At 48.5% G+C, this 20,783-nt stretch carries 13 protein-coding genes; 9 read left to right on the forward strand and 4 right to left on the reverse strand.

Annotated elements, in window-relative coordinates:
* The first annotated feature begins 284 nt into the window (after nt 1–284).
* The 3 genes from K9J17_09070 to K9J17_09080 all read left to right on the forward strand — a co-directional run bounded on the left by K9J17_09070 (nt 285) and on the right by K9J17_09080 (nt 8,641).
* The gene (locus K9J17_09070; protein ID MCF8276872.1) at nt 285–1,205 is read left to right on the forward strand and encodes a T9SS type A sorting domain-containing protein; all 921 of its coding nucleotides are present in this window, start codon (nt 285–287) and stop codon (nt 1,203–1,205) included.
* 668 nt (nt 1,206–1,873) lie between these two features.
* Nucleotides 1,874–2,410 (forward strand): hypothetical protein, encoded by a 537-nt coding sequence (locus tag K9J17_09075; protein MCF8276873.1) that lies wholly within the window; start codon nt 1,874–1,876, stop codon nt 2,408–2,410.
* A 150-nt stretch (nt 2,411–2,560) separates the two neighbouring features.
* Complete coding sequence (locus K9J17_09080; GenBank protein ID MCF8276874.1) at nt 2,561–8,641, forward strand: hypothetical protein; 6,081 nt, start codon at nt 2,561–2,563, stop codon at nt 8,639–8,641.
* On the opposite strand, the gene K9J17_09085 is transcribed toward K9J17_09080, so the two are convergent.
* On the reverse strand, nt 8,638–9,840 hold the full coding sequence (locus tag K9J17_09085; GenBank protein MCF8276875.1) for an acetyl-CoA C-acetyltransferase: 1,203 nt from the start codon (nt 9,838–9,840) through the stop codon (nt 8,638–8,640). The genes K9J17_09080 and K9J17_09085 overlap by 4 nt on opposite strands.
* Nucleotides 9,841–9,970: 130 nt before the next feature.
* Between K9J17_09085 and K9J17_09090 the strand changes: the two genes are divergently transcribed.
* The gene (locus tag K9J17_09090) at nt 9,971–10,378 is read left to right on the forward strand and encodes an Rrf2 family transcriptional regulator (GenBank protein MCF8276876.1); all 408 of its coding nucleotides are present in this window, start codon (nt 9,971–9,973) and stop codon (nt 10,376–10,378) included.
* A gap of 21 nt (nt 10,379–10,399) precedes the next feature.
* Entirely contained in the window at nt 10,400–10,996 is a 597-nt protein-coding gene (locus K9J17_09095; protein MCF8276877.1) for a hypothetical protein, read from the forward strand.
* Here K9J17_09095 and hflX read toward each other — a convergent pair whose 3' ends face one another.
* Genes hflX through K9J17_09110 form a run of 3 tightly spaced genes read right to left on the reverse strand, consistent with a single transcriptional unit; the run spans nt 10,997 to nt 12,960 of the window.
* Complete coding sequence (gene hflX, locus K9J17_09100; protein MCF8276878.1) at nt 10,997–12,193, reverse strand: GTPase HflX; 1,197 nt, start codon at nt 12,191–12,193, stop codon at nt 10,997–10,999.
* On the reverse strand, nt 12,194–12,502 hold the full coding sequence (locus tag K9J17_09105; protein MCF8276879.1) for a cytochrome c: 309 nt from the start codon (nt 12,500–12,502) through the stop codon (nt 12,194–12,196).
* Nucleotides 12,502–12,960 carry a hypothetical protein gene (locus K9J17_09110; GenBank protein MCF8276880.1) on the reverse strand — a complete coding sequence of 153 codons (459 nt, stop codon included), beginning with the start codon at nt 12,958–12,960 and terminating at the stop codon, nt 12,502–12,504. Before K9J17_09110 ends, K9J17_09105 begins: the two co-directional genes overlap by 1 nt.
* 136 nt (nt 12,961–13,096) lie before the next feature.
* Here K9J17_09110 and K9J17_09115 point away from each other — a divergent pair, with 136 nt between their 5' ends.
* From K9J17_09115 to K9J17_09130, 4 genes are read left to right on the forward strand one after another with little or no spacing between them, the layout of a single operon-like run.
* A complete protein-coding gene (locus K9J17_09115) occupies nt 13,097–16,105 on the forward strand; it encodes an amidohydrolase family protein (GenBank protein ID MCF8276881.1) in 3,009 nt (1,002 codons plus the stop codon).
* Between the two features lie 12 nt (nt 16,106–16,117).
* Nucleotides 16,118–17,413, forward strand: coding sequence for an amidohydrolase family protein (locus K9J17_09120; protein ID MCF8276882.1), 1,296 nt, complete (start codon nt 16,118–16,120; stop codon nt 17,411–17,413).
* Nucleotides 17,410–18,321, forward strand: a complete 912-nt coding sequence (locus K9J17_09125) for an endonuclease/exonuclease/phosphatase family protein (protein ID MCF8276883.1) — start codon at nt 17,410–17,412, stop codon at nt 18,319–18,321. The genes K9J17_09120 and K9J17_09125 overlap by 4 nt, the downstream gene beginning before the upstream one ends.
* A gap of 15 nt (nt 18,322–18,336) precedes the next feature.
* Entirely contained in the window at nt 18,337–20,700 is a 2,364-nt protein-coding gene (locus K9J17_09130) for a carboxypeptidase-like regulatory domain-containing protein (protein ID MCF8276884.1), read from the forward strand.
* Nucleotides 20,701–20,783: the final 83 nt, after the last annotated feature.

Below are 20,783 nucleotides of genomic sequence, written 5' to 3' on the forward strand. Positions count from 1 at the left end.
TTGGAACAGAACTAAGAAACTGGCATTGATTGAGGGTCGATTGGACGATTTACCTGATTTAGCAAAAGCGTATCGAGATAAGGATTTAGAAAACCTCGAAACCCCTTCCCTGTAGGCTTCGAGAACCTCAGCCTACGCCTGCGCGCGGTGGCCGTACCTTTAGGCTTCGAGTGCCTCAGCCTACGGCCTGCGCGCGGTGGCCGTACCCTGAAGTGTCACCCTGAGCCTGTCGAAGGGCACTCGAAGGGTACAGCGTGAGCCGACACAACAACTAACTTTGTTGAATGCACCGCCTCTGGCATATCCTACTGTTTCTCCTTCCGATGATTTCGCTTGGGCAGAATTTGGTGGTGAACGGAAGTTTTGAATACATTGATACTTGCGCTTTGGATTTTGGTGATGTATCAATTGCTGAGGAATGGCACAACCTATATGATACAGGAGAATCTATGGCAGACTTGTTCAATGAATGCTCTGACCTTGATTATCTGTCTGTTCCGGACAATATTGGTGGAACGCAATACGCGACTTCAGGTGTCGGGTATTCTGGCTTTATTCCGTTTGGGATTACGGAGGGAATTCTAGGAACGCTGAGGGAAAACCTTTTGAGAGATAGCTTGTATTATGTTTCTTTTAGCATTTCCCTAGCCGACCACTCTAAAAATGCTGTGCGAAATATTGGTCTGGTCTTTTTGGATTCGGTTGTCATATTGAATCCCGACAGCTTTTACACGGTCGTTCCAGACTTGGTTGAATTCGATTGGATTACGGACAAGGTAAATTGGCAACGTGTGGATACCGTGTACAAGGCTGGTGGATATGAGGAATATTTAGGGATTGCATACTTTCCGAACGAAAATATACATGAAACAATACCCGTTCAAGGAGGAGTTAGCAACAGCACATATTATTACGTTGATGATGTAACTGTCATACCTTACAGTGTTTGGCTTGGAGTAAATGACCCTAAATTCAATTTCTCTATTTACCCCAACCCCGCCACTTCCAACATCACCATCCAAAGCAAAACACCGCTTCCGCAGCTTTGGCTAAGTGATATGGCTGGTCGCGTGGTTTTACCTACCCTTCGGCTGCGCTCAGGGTACGCCAATATTGATGTCAGTGCATTGCCCAGCGGCATCTATCTCGTTGAGGCCATCACCGAAGACGGCCAGCGCTCGGTGCAGAAGGTGGTGGTGGAGTAAAGGTTTGTCTCCATTACATTTTTCCTTTTCTCTTTCCCCCACATTGACCCAGATACATGCTCATGCGATCTAGCTGGATCTTTTGCTTAACGAGCTGACTGCCAAGCGGGATTAGCAGGGAGTGAAGCGTTCTGTACCGTACCTCAAGCGTTCTCAGCCGTACCCCAAGCCTAACGAGCCGTAGGTCAAGCGTACCTAGTAGGGAATGATCTGTGCAGAGTTGTTCTCTAAGCATACCGAGCCGTATCCAAAGCAGACTTAGCCGTTCCTTTCCGCTCTCGTGCCATACCTGAAGCGTACCGAGCCGGGATTTTGCGGGAAGCAGCAGGCGTTTCTAAGCAAAAAAATTGGCTGTCCGGAAGGAATATATGGCCAACCAAAGCATCTGCCTGTTCGGTAAGACCACCAAAATGGCCAGCGAAATGCACTGAAGCCCCGAAAAGACCATTGGTTAAAGGAAAAAGCCTCCCCAAAACTTCAGATCGGCTTTCTAAAACTCCGCTCAGAGTAGTTTAATACTAGGCTAAATTCACTTCGCGCAAGTTCAGAAACGGGGTATTGCAGCCAAGCTCTGCAACCGTAATTATAAAAACCTCTCTGTGTAATACTCGCTACACGTCTTCCGTTCATGGCACACTATTCGCTCTACCTTCGAAAAAAATCCAATCATGACACGTTATCTCATCGCCATTCTTGCTTTTACCTTTTACCTAATACCTAACTCCTTTTCACAGCACACCGTCATCCTAAAAGATGGCTCGCAGAAAAAGGGCGAAGTGAAATCCATCTCTGGCCCAACACTTACCTTTTACACGAATGGCCGTCCGCTTGACCTGCTTATTTCGGATGTACGAACCATTCATTTCTATGATGAGGAAGCAAAAAGTGCTGCTCCTGCCGCTAGCAATCGAAAGGAGTTCAAGAATGGTTTCGACAAGATCGAATATGTGATGGAAGGCCGCACCATGACCAAGTTCCCGAAGATCGGACTCGGAACCAAGGACAACGGAGTGGTGGTGGTTGATGTGACCATCGATAAATACGGAAACGTGCTAAGTGCCGACCCAGGAGCACCCGGTTCAAAGACCACAGACGATAAATACCTGTTCGTAAAAGCACAGGCTGCGTGTCAACAAGCGAAATTCGACAACGACCCGACCGCACCGCTTTCTACCAAGGGGCAGATCTTCGTTATTTTTCCGTAGGGGATATTCTTAACCGCAAAGACGCAAAGCATGCGCCAAGAGCGCAAAGTCTTTGCGTACTCTGCGAAAAACCTCTGCGTCTTTGCGGTTAATCACTAAGGGAATATGGATAATCCATAACTTATGCATCCACTAGAAAAACCGAACACAATGAGGTTATTCCTTATCGCCCTATTGGCAATTTTTACCGTGAATACGCAAGCCCAGAACTACGGAGGTTGGTGGCAGGAAGTAGATCAGTTTACCCACGATGGCCGCCCGAAATCGGCTTTGGAAGTGGTGCAGAAGATCCACGACCAAGCGGTGAAGGATGGCAACGGTCCGCAGTTGGTGAAGGCCGTCATCCATGAGGTCAAATTCCAAGCAGATTTTGAGGAGGAAAGTCTGGTGGCGAGCATCATCCGACTGGAAGATGAGGCCAAAGCCGCACCCGAACCCACCAAGCAGATCCTGCATTCGCTGCTGGCCGAAATGCATTGGGGATATTATCAGAACAACAGTTGGCAGATCCTCAATCGCACCGCTACCGAAGAGGCTGGCGACAATATTCTCACCTGGGATTTCAAGCGCTTGGCGCAAGAGGCCGACACGCATTATCAGCTTTCGTTGGAGAACCCAGAAGTGCTGAAAACTGCGGCTTTGAAGGATTATGAAGCGATCCTGACGGGTGCCGATACCTACCGCAATCTGCGCCCGAGCCTCTATCATCTCTTGCTATCGCGAGCGCATGATTTCTACGGTTCGGAAGAGCGCGACCTCATCAATTTCGATGCTTCGGGCGTTTATGACGATACACTGCTTTTGGGTTCGGTCGATGAGTTCCTTTCGTGGGAAGCGCCCACAAAAGCAGGCGTTCAGCCCGCTCTTTTCTCCATTCAATTGTATCAGAACTTGCTTCGCGAAGCAAAAAACTTGGGCAACGAAGCCTTGGTTTCGGAAGACCTGAAACGGCTGAATTTCATCTACGGTCGTTCGCAGGCGCAATCGGCTCACAAGCGCTATGCACAGAATCTGCGTTCGCTTTTGAAGAAGTACGAGAATGATGCGGTTGCTGGCGAAGTGGCCTACTACATCGCTTCGCTTCTCCACGACCAAGGCAATGCTTCCACCGACCCGAACCACGAAGCGCGTTGGAACTGGAAAACGGCCGATTCGCTCTGTCTGGTTTATGTCAAGAAATTCCCGAATACGCTGGGCGCGAGGAATTGCCAGTCGCTTTCGGAGCGCATCCGCATGAGGGAATGGGGCATGGATGCCGAAGGCGCGGTGCTGCCCGAAAAGCCGTTCCGTTTCCTTTTCAATTATCGGAATGCCGGGAAAGCTGAGGAACAGAAATGGGCGGTCCACGTTCGGGTAGCCAAACTCGACCCGATTGAATACCGAGAAAATGCACGTCAGAATTATGGCGAAAAACTGGTGAATTGGCTCAAATCGAACAGCCAGACGGTAAGCGAAAAGACCTTCAATGTTCCGAATCCGGGCGATTTCCGTCAGCACAGCATCGAACTTCCTTTAGAGAAACTGCCCATCGGCACCTACGTGGTTTTTGTAGGTTCCGACCCAAAATTTTCTACCAATGCCGAAGTGGTGGCTTACAGCATCATCACGGTCACAGACATCGCCCTCATCAAGCGCAGCGAAAACCAAGATGGAACGCTGCTGAAAGTGGTTTCTCGCGATACGGGAAAACCCATCGCCAATGCCAAAATTGAACTCCTCAGCTTGGTTTATGATCGAAAGAACCGCAGCAACAACTACGTGCTGGAACAGACCCTGACCACCGATGCCAAAGGCGAGGCCATGTGGAAAGGCCAAAGTCAGGATTACCGCGGATTGATGGTGGATGTGTACAACGGAGAAGACAAATTGATCGGTGCCGATAATGTCTATGGCTACCGCAATCAGGAGGACATCCGCTGGAACGATCAGACGAATTTCTTCCTCGACCGTGCCATTTATCGCCCCGGTCAGACCATCCACTTTAAGGGCATCATCCTTTCGAGCAATGGTTCGGAAGTGAAAACGCTGATTGATAAGAACACTACTGTTCAACTCTTCGATGCCAACGGACAGGAAGTGAGTAAATTGAACCTGAAAACGAATGCATTCGGCACGTTTTCCGGAACCTTCATTGCCCCAACAGGCGGATTGAACGGCTACATCCGTATCGGCAACGAAAGTGGTTCACATTCCTTCCGAATGGAGGAGTACAAACGGCCTAAGTTTGAGGTGAAGGTCGATCAACCGAAGGAACAATTCCGCGTGAATGACACCGTGATGGTGGCAGGAACAGCCATGTCGTATTCGGGTGTTCCGTTGGATGGCGCAGAAGTGAAATATCGCGTCACGCGAACCGCTCGCTTCCCATATCCATGGCGCTGTTGGGGTTGGTTTCCGCAATCGCAGCCCAAGCAAGTGGCTTTCGGAACGGCAACTGCCGATGCTTCGGGCGTATTCCAAATTCAGTTCATCGCGCAGCCAGACCCACTCATCAAAGCTGATTATGGGCCTGTTTTCAGTTATCAGATTGAGGCAGATGTGACCGACCAAAGTGGCGAAATGCAAACTGGAACGACCAGCGTTTCGGTGGGCTATCATTCGCTCAACATCGACATTGACCTACCAGCTGTCATTGAGCGTTATGAGCTTGGGCGATACAAGGTTTCGGCCACCAATCTGTCTGGCGAACCGCAGGCAGCTGATGTTTCGGTCGATGTCTGGAAATTGAAGCCGAACGAGCGCATTTTGCGCGATCGGATGTGGCAGACGCCCGATCAGTTTTACCTCTCGGAGGCAGAACATAAACAGCTTTTCCGCAATGAGCCCTACAAGAATGAAGGTGATTACCAAACTTGGGAAAAGGACAAGAGCATGTTCCATGCGGTACTGAAGACCGAGAAGGACAAGGACGTGAGTTTTGCTCCGCTCAACGCCCTCGGACAAGGCTATTACATGGTAGAACTGACTGCGAAAGACGCCTTCGGAACAGAGGTCGTTCAGAAAGCTTATTACTGCCTGACGGAGGCCGATGCGAAGCTGCCGCCCTACTACACCACCGCTTGGTTCCATGCGCTCAAGGATAATTACGAACCAGGCGAAACAGCGGAAATTCTGGTTGGTTCTTCTTATGCGTTCGTTGAATTTCTGATTGAAGTGGAGATCAAAGACAAGGGATACAACACGAACAAGTTGGTCTATTCCAAGGAGATATCCTGCACAGGAACGCAGCAGAAGATCAGCATTCCGGTGACGGAAGATTGGCGCGGAAATGCCCAGATTCACGTAACGGCTGTTCGGAACAACGAACTATTGAGTTGGTCAAAGACCATTTCTGTTCCCTACACCAACAAGCAATTGGACGTTAAACTCGAAACCTTCCGGAAGGAAATGGCGCCTGACGATGCCGAAGAATGGACATTGAAAATCACCGACAAGAATGGTCAGCCAGCGAAAGCTGAGTTGCTAGCAACCATGTACGATGCTTCCTTGGATGTGTTGGCGGCCAACAATTGGAGATTGAACCCTTTCCGCTTCATGAACCCGCGTTTCAACTGGGAAAGCAGTTCCTTCCAACGTGCCCAAACCCAACTGTGGAACCAGAATTGGCTGAAGTACCCGAGTTCGGACATCCAACGAAGTTTTGAGGAGATCAACTGGTTTGGTTACTATTTCGGAAACCGTTATCGCTACGATCGCTTGGAATCAGTTTCTATTCGTGGAGGAGCAAGAACCCGAAATGCAGCCATGGCGGTGGAGGCGGATGGAATGGCAGAAGAATCGATCATGCTGGATGAGGTTCAGATGAAGACAGGAGCTGCGCCAGCTCAATTCGGTGACGCTTCCGGTGGTCTCATGTCTAAAAATGCTGAGGATAATGCCAGTGCAGAACCTCCAGCCGATATCAAAATGCGCTCGGATTTCAGCGAAACGGTATTCTTCCATCCGCATCTTGAGACGGACAAGCAAGGCAATACCAGCTTCAAATTCAACGCACCCCAATCGCTTACGCGATGGAAATTCATGGGCTTGGCAACGACTGAGGATTTGAAAATCGGCACCATTACGGAAGAGGTCGTCACACGCAAGCAACTAATGATCACGCCTAATTATCCGCGTTTCGTGCGAGAAGGTGATAAGTTGGTTTTTCAGGTAAAAGTGAACGTTTTGGATTCTACGGTTTCAAACGCCAAGGCTTCCCTTGAATTAAAAGATGCGCTTACGGATAAGGTACTCGCTTTGAACCTTGAACCGCGAACCTTGAACTTTGCCAATGGCTCTGCCTTGGCGAATTGGGAAATCAACGTTCCAGAAGACCTCGCAGCATTGAAATTCACAACAAAAGCGTGGTCAGAGAAACACTCTGATGGCGAGGAAAAGACGATTCCAGTACTCTCCAATCGCATGTTGGTGACGGAAGCCATGCCGCTTCCTGTCCGTGGAAAAGGCACACACACATTCACGTTTGATAAGCTGAAAAACAACACTTCTTCATCGCTACGAAATCATTCACTTACACTCGAATTCACACCAAACCCGATCTGGCTGGCGGTGCTTTCGCTGCCTTACATGATGGAATATCCGTATGAGTGCTCCGAGCAGATCTTCAGTCGCTATTATTCAAATGCGATCGGTACGTATCTGGCCAATTCTGACCCTGCCATAAAGCGTGTGTTCGACCAATGGAAAAGTGCGGCTCAGAACAAGGAAGGTGATGCGTTCCTGTCTGAATTGGAGAAAAACCCAGAGTTGAAACAAGCCTTACTGACCGAAACGCCTTGGGTGCGTGATGCGCAGAACGAGACGGAACAGCGAAGACGAATTTCAGAGCTTTTCGATACCGACCGTATGGAATCGGAATTGGCAATCGCACTCAAAAAACTGAAGCAGAACCAAAAAGCTGATGGTGGCTGGGGCTGGTTCAACGGCATGGAATCGGACATGTACATCACGCGATACATCGTTTCGGGTTTCGGGAAAATGCGCAAAATGGGCGTTTGGAAAATCGATGCCGAAACACAAGGCATGCTCGAACGCGCCATCGAATTCCTTGACGAGGAAATGGTGGAATACTACGACCGCAGAGCGCTGAAAGAAAAGGATTACGTGCCAAGTTGGACCGACCTCCACATGACCTACGCACGGTCGTTCTGGTTGGACGATTTCAAACTGAAAGGCAAGCCGCAAACCACTTACAATCTCATCTTGAAACTCATCCGCGACAAATGGACGAAACTGGATGCTTCACAGAAAGGATTGGCCGCTGTCATCCTGAACCGCTCAGGATTTGAGACTGACGCGAAAAAGGTGATTGCCTCGCTTCGTGAAACGGCTCTTCATAGCGAAGAATTCGGCACCTATTGGGCCATGGACAAAGGCTACTATTGGCATCAGGCTCCGATTGAAAATCACGTGATGATCTTGGAGGCTTTCCACGAAGTAACGCAAGATGCCGACATGGTTTCGGAGATGAATATTTGGCTACTGAAGCAGAAACAAACCCAAAGTTGGGAAACCACGAAAGCGACTGCTGAAGTATGCTATGCACTACTCTCAACAGGAAATACCAACTTCGATACGGAAGCGATGGTTTCCATCAAACTCGGTAACGAAACCATCGACCCACGAACGGACAAAGACCTGAAAACCGAAGCAGGAACAGGCTATTTCAAAACCAATTGGAAGAAGGGTTCCATCACGCCCGACATGGGAAATGTAACTGTGACTAAGGACAACGAAGGCGTGGCTTGGGGCGCGGTTTACTGGCAGTATTTCGAGGACTTGGATAAGATCACAGGCGTGACAGACAATCCGATCAAAATGAAGCGCGAAGTGATGCTTCTGCAAGACACGGAGAATGGTCCGTTGATGAAAAAGCTGGATGCCAACACATCGCTTTCGGTTGGAGATAAAGTTCGGGTGAAGATCACGCTCGAAACCGACCGTCACATGGAATACGTACATCTGAAAGACATGCGAGCCGCCAGTTTTGAACCACGAAAACAACTTTCAGGCGCAGAACATCAGGAAGGTTTGAGCTATTACCGCTCAACCACCGATGTGGCCATGAATTTCTTCTTCGGCTATTTACCCAAAGGCACGTTCGTGTTCGAATACGACCTGAACGTAACGCAAGCAGGAACATTCAGCAATGGCATCTCGCAACTGCAATGCATGTATGCGCCTGAGTTTACTACTCACTCGGAAGGGGTTCGGCTAGAAATCGGACGTTAAACCCGCTCAATGATCGTAGCAATGCCCATTCCGCCACCAACGCAAAGCGTAACGAGGCCGGTCTGCTTGTCCTGACGTTCGAGTTCATCGATCAATGTTCCCATCAGCATGGCGCCAGTGGCTCCAAGTGGGTGTCCCATGGCAATAGCGCCACCATTTACGTTGATTCTGCTTTCGTCAATACCAAGGTCTTCCATGAAGCGAAGAACTACGGCTGCAAAAGCCTCATTCACCTCCATCAGGTCGATGTCACCGATTTCCATTCCTGCTTTTTTCAAAGCCTTTCTGGTAACGGGAGCTGGTCCAAGAAGCATGATGGTAGGTTCAGTTCCTGTCAAAGCCATGGAGCGGATGCGAGCACGTGGCTTTAAACCTTGCGCAGCACCAGCTTCCTTCGTTCCGATCAGAGTCAACGCTGCACCGTCAACAATGGCCGATGAGTTTCCTGCATGATGAACGTGGTTGATGGTTCCAACCTCAGGATATTTCTTCAATGCCAACATATCAAAACCCATTTCACCCAATTTGATGAAAGCAGGATTCAGTTTCAAGAGCCCTTCGGCTGATGTTCCTGGACGGATCATTTGATCTCTATCCAAAAGCGAATTTCCATCAGCATCTTTTACCGTAATAATTGATTTTGCAAATCGATTTTCATTCCAAGCCTTGTCTGCTTTAGCATGCGATTGCGAAGCAAATTCATCCAATTGCGTTCGGTTGTAGCCGAATTTGGAGGCAATGAGGTCGGCAGAAATTCCCTGCGGAACCAAGCCATGTTTCATGATGAAATCGCTGTCGTCATACATCGGTCCGCCATCGGAAGCAATTGGCACGCGGCTCATACTTTCCAAACCACCGGCAACCAAAAGATCTGCATTTCCGCTTCCCACGTAAGCTGCAGCCATGTTAATGGCTTCCAATCCTGAAGCGCAGAATCGGTTCACTTGAACACCAGCCGTAGTTTCGGCATAACCTGCCTCAATAGCAGCTGCCTTGGCAATATTCGCACCTTGCTCTTTCACGGGGCTTACACAACCGATGATGGCATCTTCCACCAGATCCGTATTCAAGTTATTCCGATCTCGGATAGCCTTGAAGGTCAGAGCCAATAGGTCAACTGGCTTTACCGAGGCCAAAGCTCCGTCTGGTTTTCCTTTTCCTCTTGGTGTACGTACGGCATCAAATATATAAGCGCTCATTTTCTGGAATTTTGGGCAAATATAAGCCTCCCCCAACCCCTCCCAAGGAGGGGAGCAAAAAAGACTGAAAAAGCCGTCTTGTTTGCCTCAACAAATACTTTAAGAGTTACATTTGTAGCAAAATTCAGCCATGCAGATAGATTCGACCTTCACCAACGCCATTCACATTTGTGTTTACCTTGATAGAACCGATAAAACATTAGTGAACAGCACTGAATTGGGCGAAAGTATTGGCACAAATCCAGTTGTGGTGCGAAGAATTGTTGGTCGATTGAAGGAATTCGGACTGATAAAAGTGAAGCAGGGAATCGGTGGTGGCTACTTCTTGGGCCGTCCAGCGATGAGTATCACGCTTTGGGACATCTACTTAGCAATGAAAAAAGATAATCCGTTCCGCTGCAAGGTTGGAAACGAGGAAGACGTGGTTTCGGTGAACTTGCCCGAATCCCTAGAAGACACGTTTGCGAAGGCGGAATATGCTTTGAAGACGCCACTTGCGGCCGTAACCGTGAAGTCGGTTTCGCAGCGGATTGATTAGAAAAGTCCTAGCTTCATACACGTGAAGCGTAAAATCATTTGTTTCTTCTTCCTCATCGGGTTTGCATCTGTTTCCAATGCACAGATAATTCCAAGAAAAGACACCATCCAACGAGACATTGGAATCTCAGTCAACTGGCGTTCACTGCCTTTTCTTCCTCAGTCAAACAAAGTCTCTGACATAGTTGGCGGATTTCATTTCGCTCTTGAAACAAGGGTCCACAATTTTTGGATTCAGACTGGGGTTTTGGTGAATTGGAATTCGGATCGAGGTTTTGATCAGGCCCATAGTTTCTTATTAACCCTATCGGTACCTTATGAATTCGAGATTCTAAAGAGACGCCTGATTCTTGGATTAGGACCAACATTCAATTATTACTACGATTATCGTGCCTTTAACGAATGGAATGAGTTATCCTCAAGTACATCTCACGGCATTGCCTTCGGTGCAATTTTCGAGATAACCGTGCCGATTTGGAAAGGGCTAAGCTTGGAAATTTGTTCAGATGCCTCGGTTGGGCCCTATTTTTCAGATGGCGGAAAACCAGAAATTTTCATACCCTCCGCTCGACTTGTAAGTTTAGGAATCAACCACCGAATTCCCGCTTATCCTAAATAATCAATAAAGCAACTTATCGTATGGATACCGTGTGATGTGAACCGCCTTGGCACGTTCATATAAAAGGTCACGCAGTTCATCAATATTTTCCCTTTTGGTGGCTGAAATGAAGATGCAGTCTTCTCCCATCTTTCCCATCCAACTTCTTTTCAGATCTTCCAAACTCCAATTCTCACGAGTGGTTTCGCTAAGATCATCCTCGTCCTTTTTCACGTAGGTGTAGGCATCGATCTTATTGAATACGAGAATCGTTTGCTTGTCGCGCGCTCCTATCTCGGCCAACGTCTCGTTCACCACATTGATGTGATCTTCAAACTCAGGATGCGAAATGTCCACCACATGAAGCAGAATATCCGCTTCGCGAACTTCATCCAAGGTTGATTTGAAGCTCTCTACCAATTGGTGAGGTAGTTTGCGGATAAACCCTACCGTGTCTGACATAAGGAACGGAAGGTTGTTGATCACCACCTTTCGAACCGTGGTGTCGAGCGTGGCGAAAAGCTTGTTCTCAGCCAATACATCCGATTTGCTCAGCAGGTTCATGACCGTGGATTTCCCCACGTTGGTGTAACCGACCAACGCCACACGAATGAGCCGACCGCGGCTTTTACGCTGCGTGGCCATCTGCTTATCAATGTCCTTCAATTGTTCCTTCAGCAGGGAAATGCGGTCGCGAATGATCCGTTTATCCGTCTCAATTTCCTTCTCTCCTGCTCCTCCACGAGTCCCTGTACCACCACGCTGCCGCTCCAAGTGCGTCCAAAGATTGGTCAATCGTGGAAGCAGATACTGAAAACGCGCCAATTCAACTTGCGTTCTGGCCTGCGCTGTTTGCGCGCGCGATTGGAAAATATCAAGGATCAAAAGGCTTCTATCGTAGATTTTGATATTGAAGATCTTCTCCAAATTCCGAAGCTGCGATGGGCTCAGGTCATCATCGAACACAACCACATCAATATTGTGCGCTTTTATGTAATCGTCAATCTCATAGATCTTACCTGAACCAAGGAAGGTTTTAGGGTCGGCTTTCGCCAGTTTTTGGGTGAATCGTTTCTGCGGAGCAAGTCCAGCAGTTTCCGAAAGGAAAGCCAATTCCTCCATGTATTCGGCCACTTTCTCTTCGGTATCACCAGATTTGATGAGTCCGACCAGAACGGCTGTTTCCTGAACGGGTGCGGTATCGTATAACTTTCCCACTTAATTCAATTCTTTCAATTCATCCAAATAAACAGCAACTGCCCTGATTTCTTCCTCCGAAATAACCTTAGCAAATGCTGGCATCATTTTTCCGCCTTTACTGATGATCCCAACGCGTTCTTCCAAGGTCATCTTGGAAACCGTCAGGTCAGGAGCTTTTTTCAATTTCGGCTTGCCAACAGCACCATGGCAAGCAACACAATAGGTCTTGTAGATCTCTTTCCCTGATCTGGAATTGGAACTCTGAGAGTTCACGCTTTCACACGACAGAAAAGTAGCGCAGATCAGTACAAGCATCAGGTATTTCATCAAAACCAAGCTCTTCCCAACTGCTCTCTGAACGGCCAAGGAATAGCAACGATCAGAATGAATAGTGCCAATCCGAAATAGATCAGAATATTCTTGAATTTCTGCTTGTCTTCAGTTGCTTTCTTGCTGCTGATTCTACCCATCGTAACGAAAATAATTGCCATAAGCATGGCGCTGAGATGCTCAACCAGCCAATACCGAAGAACCGGATCTTTCATTGCCACTCCCATTCCAGATTCCATGGCCGCCTTAACGAACGGGCTCATAAAATAGAGTCCAAAGCCAAGCAACAATTGAGTGTGAAATGAGATCAGCGTAAACAGGCTGAGTTTGTTATCTAAACTGCTGTAAACTTGTTTTGAACTTAGCGCCATGGCACTTTTAACCACCGTTGCGATAATGAGAAGAAGGGCGACCCAACGTAATCCTGAATGTGAGCGAAGTAATATTTCGTACATGATTTCTGTTTGAAGGTCAAAGCTACGCATTTCACTTCCTGCAACTATGCAGACAATGCATCTGAGTTCAATTTCTGTAGATTTGCCGCCTTTCTGTTAATCTATTCAAATGTCTAGGATTTTCTTTGTGTTGCTGATGCTTGTCGGGTCGGCTTTTTCCACGGCCCAAGCGCAGTCAACTTTTCCCATAAACGGTGTAGAAGATAAAGATGCGGCCGTGTATGCTTTTACGCATGCAACGGTCCATGTTGACGCGAAAACCGTGCTCACTGACGCCACTTTGCTTGTTCAGAAAGGACGTGTTATAGGCGTTGGCGCAGGAGTTTCCATTCCTAAAGGAGCCATTGAAACCGACCTGAAAGGCAAGCACATTTACCCATCGCTAATCGATGCTTTTTCTACCTACGGAGTAGAGCAATCAAAGAAAGAGAAGAAGGACAACCCAGGGCCGCAATACGATGCCGAGAAAAAAGGTGCTTTTACTTGGAACGATGCCTTGAATCCTGAAGTGAGCGCTGCAGAGCAATTCACGCCAGATTCTAAAAAGGCAGAAGAACTTAGAAAACAAGGTTTTGGAGTAACTGTTTCCTTGGTTCGTGATGGAATTTCGCGCGGAACATCTGCGCTTGTTCTTACGGGAGATGGTTCGGCAAACGAAAATCTGCTGCAACCCAATGTGGCGGCCAATTATTCATTCTCGAAAGGAACTTCTGGTCAAAATTATCCGAGTTCGCAGATGGGTGCAATTGCCCTTTTGCGCCAAACCTATTTAGATGCCGCTTGGTACACCAACTTGAACGACAACACCAAGGAAATGAACCTTGGTTTAGCGGCTTGGAACGGAACACAATCAATTCCGCAGCTTTTTGAAGCGCCCGACCTACTTAGCATTCTACGCGCTGATAAAGTGGGTGATGAGTTCGGCAAGCAATACGTTTTCCTTGGCAACGGAACCGAATACCGAAGAATCGATGCCGTGAAGAAAACCGGTGGTTCGTTTATCATTCCGCTCAAATTCCCTGATGCGTTGGATGTGGAAGATCCGTTTGACGCGCAGTTGGCGAGCTACGAAGAACTATTGCATTGGGAATTGGCCCCAACCAACGCCAAAGTGCTGAAAGCTGCGGGCGTTCCATTCGCCCTCACGATGGAAGGCTTGGAGAAAGAAGCCGAGTTCTGGCCCGCTGTTCGTACGGCAATCAAAGCTGGTTTGGACTCCATTTCAGCCTTGGAAGCACTTACCACTGTTCCCGCCCAGATGCTGGGATTGAAAGAAGTCGGTTCGCTTCAGAAAGGCAACTTGGCCAACTTCCTTATCACTTCTAAAGACCTTTTCAACGAGAAGAACACTATTCTGGAACATTGGCTGAAAGGCAAGCAGTACAAGATCAGCGAAGCGGAAGGAGATTCCATCAATGCCGTTTATTCACTTGAAATAGGTCGTAGAGCATGGAACTTGGAATTCACCGGAACGGAAGACAAACCAAGCGTGAAATTGCTAGTGAACGACACCACGAAATTGGATGTTGCCTTTACTCTAAAGAACGAATTGGTTAGCATCTCGTTCGCAGACGGAAAAGATGCCAAGGAAAAATACCGTCTTACGGGAAGAAAGGATGGCAACAATTTCAAAGGAAAAGGCCAATATCCGAATGGAACGTGGACCGATTGGAAACTGATCTATACTTCTGAAATAGAGAAAAAAGAAAAAGGGGAAAAGGAGAAAAAGGAAGCGGAGAAAAAAGACGAAGCGAAGAAAGATACCATCGTTGGAAATGTGGTCTATCCGTTCATGGCTTACGGCTACACCGAAGCGCCAAAACAGGAAGCGGTCGTTATCCGAAAGGCAACGGTTTGGACGAACGAAAAGGATGGAATTCTTGAAGCTGCTGACGTGTTTCTTGAAGGCGGCAAGATCAAAGCCGTTGGCAAAGGCCTTACTGTTCCTGCAGGCACAAAAGAGATTGATGGAACAGGCAAACACGTCACTTCGGGCATCATTGACGAGCATTCTCACATTGCCATCAGCAAAGGTGTAAACGAAGGAACGCAGGCCGTAACGGCTGAAGTGAGCATCAGCGATGTGGTCAACTCCGAAGACATCAACATTTATCGCCAATTGGCCGGTGGTGTAACGGCTTCGCAGCTTCTGCATGGTTCAGCCAATCCGATCGGTGGACAGAGCGGCATCATCAAACTCCGTTGGGGAAAATTACCCGAGGAAATGAAGGTGAAAGATGCGGCTGGTCACATCAAATTCGCCTTGGGCGAGAATGTGAAACAATCGAATTGGGGAGATTATTACACTTCTCGTTTCCCACAGACCCGAATGGGTGTGGAACAGGTTTTTTACGATGCATTTTACCGCGCCAAAGCCTACAAGGCCGAATGGGCAGCTTTCAACGGACTTTCGAAAAAGGACAAGAGCGCTGATTCTGCTCCAAGACGCGATCTGGAGTTGGATGCATTGGTGGAAATTCTGGATGGAAAGCGCTTTGTTACCTGCCACAGTTACGTTCAGCAAGAGATCAATATGCTGATGCATGTGGCAGACAGCATGGGCTGGAAAATGAACACATTCACCCACATTCTGGAGGGCTACAAAGTGGCCGACAAGATGAAGGAACATGGCGTGAGCGGTTCTACTTTCTCAGATTGGTGGGCATACAAATACGAAGTGATTGACGCCATTCCATACAACGCTGCTTTGATGAACGAAGCAGGTGTAAACGTGGGCATCAACTCAGACGATGCGGAGATGGGAAGACGCTTGAACCAAGAAGCCGCCAAAGGCGTGAAATACGGAGGAATGAGTCAGGAAGACGCGTGGAAAATGGTAACACTCAATCCCGCCAAAATGCTGAAACTGGATAGCCAAACGGGAAGCTTGAAAGCAGGAAAAGATGCGGATGTGGTCGTTTGGTCGGACAATCCACTTTCTATTTACGCCAAGGCAGAACAGACCTATGTTGATGGCGTGTTGTATTACTCTATTGAAAAAGATGAGGCCGCTCGCGGAACGCTGAACACGGAACGTAATCGCCTCATTCAAAAGATGATTTCGGCTAAAAAAGGCGGTGCCAAGGCCGATAAACCAAGTAAGAAAGAACACTTATTGTATCACTGCGATACGATGGAAGACTAAGCAATGATGAACATGAGAACACTCTTCACAGCTGCTATCCTATTTGTTGCAACCTGCGCTTGGGCGCAGATTCCAAGTCCGGGAGACACGCCCACCAAAGCCATTGTGCTTACAGGTGGCATTGCGCACATCGGGAATGGCGAGGTAATTGAAAATGCCGCCATCGGTATTAAGAATGGCAAGATCACTTTCGTGAAACCGATGAGTTCGGTGAAACTGAATCCTGATGAAGCCGACATTATCGATATTACGGCCAAACACGTTTATCCTGGATTCATCAACCCGAATAATACACTGGGTCTTACTGAAATTGATGCGGTACGCGCCACTAACGATTATGCAGAGACAGGAGCATTCAATCCAGAGGTTCGTGCCTTGACCTCCTTTAGTACCGACAGCAAGATCTCTACAACTGTTCGTTCTAATGGCGTATTGATCACGCAGGCAACGCCACGTTCTGGCCGCATTTGCGGAACAAGCGCGGTGATGCATTTGGATGGTTGGAATTGGGAAGATGCGGTGCTTAAAGCAGATGACGGTATTCATATCAATTGGCCAAACCGTTTCCAACACACTGGTTGGTGGGCAGAACCAGGTCCGACCAAACCGAATGAAAACTACGATAACCAACTGCAGGAATTGAAAGTTTTCTTGCAACGAGCAAAGGCCTATGCCGAAAATCCTTCGCCAGAATTCAACCAGAAACTGGCTGCTTGCAATGGCTTATTCAACGGAAGTAAAAACCTGTACCTGCATGTTGATGATGCGAAAGGAATAATGGAATCGGTGCTTTTTGCCGAGGCTGCTGGAGCGAAGAAACCCGTGGTTGTTGGTGCTAACGAAGCGTGGCTTGTAGCTGATTTCCTAAGCGCCAAGAAAATCCCTGTGGTACTGGAGCGCACACATTCGCTGCCAAGCGATAGCGATACGGAGATCGATCAACCATTCAAAACGGCCAAAACGCTTTTCGACAACAATATCCTATTCTGTTTCAGCTACGCTGGAGATATGGAAGCTGCTGGTTCGCGCAATCTTCCATTCTCTGCAGGAACGGCAGTGGCTTACGGTTTGCCATACGAAGAGGCTGTAAAAGGACTTACGCTGAACGCTGCCAAAATCCTTGGAGTTGATGGTGCTTGCGGAACGCTCGAATCAGGAAAAGACGCCACCCTTTTCGTTTCCACAGGAGATGCATTGGACATGATGAGCAACGATGTGATCTATGCTTACATCCAAGGCCGAGCCATTGACCTAGACAATCCGCAGAAGTACCTGTATCGGAAGTTTAAAGCCAAGACCGGGAATTGAAATCTAAGTGGTGGTTAGAATGGGTTATCGGAACAGGGCTTATCCTGCTTTCAATAAGTCATTGGTTTCCGCTCGGTATCGGTCCGCTTGAATTGCTGGGCGCTTTTGCGCATTTCACGGTCATACTTTCTGCTATCTCCATTTTTCTTTCACTTATTTATAAGCTCAGATCTGTGGCCATCTCAGCACTTGTATCGCTTTGCATCAGCGGAGCATTGGTCCTGCCTCACTTCTCGTCTCTCCATTCATCGGGCCAATCAGATTTCACTATTGGGCAGTTCAATTTTTACCATCATAGTCTTACACCTGAGAAGGGAATTGAAGTGATAGATGCGGATATTTTCACCATTCAGGAAATGAATGATGATTGGAAACCCCTGATCGAAAAGGCCTTTGCCACCACACATCCCTACCAGGTAGTAAAACCTTGGGAAGGTTGCTGCTATGGAATTGGGCTTTATTCGAAGTTTCCGATCCTTTCAAGCCATGTCATCGAACTGGACAGAACCCCTGTGATCATTGCCGAAGTGGACATCAACGGAAATCATGTAATGGTCATCTCGCTGCACACCCGACCACCTGTTGCGCCCAACGAAACACCCGAGCGAAATGCCCAATTGATGGCCGTAGCCAAAATGGCTGCTGCATCGGCCAATACATGCATCGTACTTGGCGATTTCAATATCGTTCCATGGGATGCAACGTTCAAAGACTTTCTAAAAGCTGGAGATCTTACACCGGTAAGGGATGGATTTCAAGCCACCTATCCGATGGATCTCGGTTTCCCTCTGATTCCTATTGACCACATCACTTATCGCGGGAATCTGGTTGGAACATCCAGCAATACCATTACGATTCCGGGCTCAGACCATCGTGGAATGGTCGTGGGATTCGCTTTCAAAGATTGATGATTTTTGCGGCAGATGTTCCGTTCGGCTTTCCTCCTTTCCCTTCTGTTGTTTTCGCTTGGCGCGAGCGCTCAGATAACGCAGACCATCCGCGGAAAAGTGATTGATGCCGTTTCGCAACGCGGATTGCCCGGTGCAACCGTTATGCTGATGGATTCGCTCAATGTTAAAGGGGCTGCGACTGATACAGAAGGCGAATTCAAACTCGAAGACATTCCTATCGGCCGTGTGTCGCTAAAGGTGTCTTTTATCGGATATGAGGACCAATTTCTCCAGAACCTCGTGCTCAACCCATCCAAACAATTGGTACTGAACGTGCAGCTTCAGGAGAAGATAAACAAGGTGGATGAAGTGGTGGTGAAAGGCGAACGCGCCAAAGGCGAGCCACTGAATGAAATGGCCGTCATAAGTGCGCGTGCTTTTTCGGTGGAGGAAACCAGACGCTTTGCAGGCTCTTGGCAAGATCCTGCCCGCGCAGCAGCGGCCTATGCCGGTGTTTCGGGAGGGTCTGACGAGCGCAACGACATCATCATCCGCGGCAACTCGCCCACCTCGGTACTGTGGCGTTTGGAAGACATCAACATTCCCAATCCCAACCACCTGAGCTTTTCGGGAAGCACGGGCGGCCCTGTCAGCATTCTCAACAACAACACCTTGGCCAACAGCGATTTCTTCACGGGTGCTTTTCCATCCGAATACGGAAACGCCAACGCGGGAGCCTTCGACCTGAACCTGAAGCGCGGAAACAACGAGAAGCGCGAATACTATTTCCAGTTGGGATTGAGCGGATTGGAGTTTGGTTTGGAAGGTCCCTTCTCCAAAAAGCATCCTGCCTCCTACATGGCATCTTACCGCTATTCCACCATGGCCATCATTGGGTTGATGGGCATCAACTTCGGCATCTCTGCCATTCCCTATTATCAGGACCTCACCTTTGTGATCGATGTGCCCACTCGGAAAAAAGCAGGGCGCTTCACTCTGTGGGGAATCGGTGGCATCAGCTCCATCCACATCAAAGAAAATGCAGGATTCAGTCAGGCGGGCCAAGAGAAACGCGACCAGAAACTAGGCTCCGATATGGGTGCTACTGGCCTCACCCACCTCATCTTTCTGGGCGAAAAAAACAGCCTGAAGACCACCTTTGCCGCCACGGGCCTGCATCAATGGCAGACCGACTACGCCATTGTAGAAACCGATAGCACCAGCCTAAGCTACCTCAACCAATACAACAAGAGCGTAACGCTGGGCACCAGTTTCCATACACAGCTAAACACCAAGATAAGCGCGAAAAGCAATGTGCGCACCGGCCTCATCTACGACCACAAGTTCGTTTCGTTTGTAGATAGTTCCATCGACCTAAGCACCCAAAGCTACCTGGTTGGTCTCAATCAGAAAGACAACTTCGGACTGGTGCAGCTCTATTCGCAGTTCCATCATCGTTTTTCGCCCAAGGCCACGGGCACCTTGGGCCTGCATGGGCAAATGAGCACCCTCAGCACTTCGTTTGCCGTTGAGCCGCGTTTCGGTTTCAAATGGTCGCCCTTTAAGCGACACTCCTTTTCTGTTGGCGGAGGCATGCACAGCCAGATGTTGCCTGCGCTCACTTACTTCTATCAGACCTACATCCCCAGCGAGGGCCGCTACATCCGCAGCAACAGGAACCTTGGTTTTAGCCGAAGCCTGCATGCCGTGGTGGGCTACGATTGGAGCATCATCCCTAAGCTGCGCTTGAAGTTAGAGGCCTATTATCAGTACATGTACAAGACTCCGGTAGAACCTACTTCCTCCTACTTCAGCATGGCCAACGCGGGGGCCAGCATTGGCGATGTGCAGGTGAGCGATAGCCTGGTGAACAAAGGCACGGGGCAGAACATGGGGCTCGAATTCACGCTCGAGAAATTCTTCGACCGTGGCTACTACTTCCTACTCACCGCATCGCTCTACAACTCCACCTACAAGGGCAGCGATGGCATTACGCGCAATTCGGCCTTCAATGGCAACTACAACCTGAGCGCCTTGGGCGGCTACGAGTTCAAGATAAGCCGCAAGAACACCTTGGCCTTCGATAGCAAGATCACCTGGACGGGAGGCGCGCGCTACGTGCCTATTGACATCGATTCGTCCATTGCCGTTGGAGAGACCGTGCGCGACTATTCGCGTGCCTACGAGGAAAAATACAAGGACTATTTCCGCATGGACATCAAGGTCACTTTCTCATTCAATGGCAAGCGGGCCTCGCACAGTTTAGCGCTCGATTTTCAGAACGTGTTCAACACCAAGAACATCTTCAGTCGCAACTACAATCCGCAGACCCAGGCCATAGAGACCAAATATCAGCTCGGCTTTTTGCCGCTGGTCTATTACAGGGTAGAGTTTTAGCGTGTCAATTTTGTATTAAGAATGTAGAACCGATGTATTGATTTTGCTGTTGGATACTAACTTGCACCAATTATTCTGAACGT

It is taken from the genome of Flavobacteriales bacterium, assembly GCA_021739695.1.
In the GTDB taxonomy this organism is placed as follows: Bacteria; Bacteroidota; Bacteroidia; order UBA10329; family UBA10329; genus UBA10329.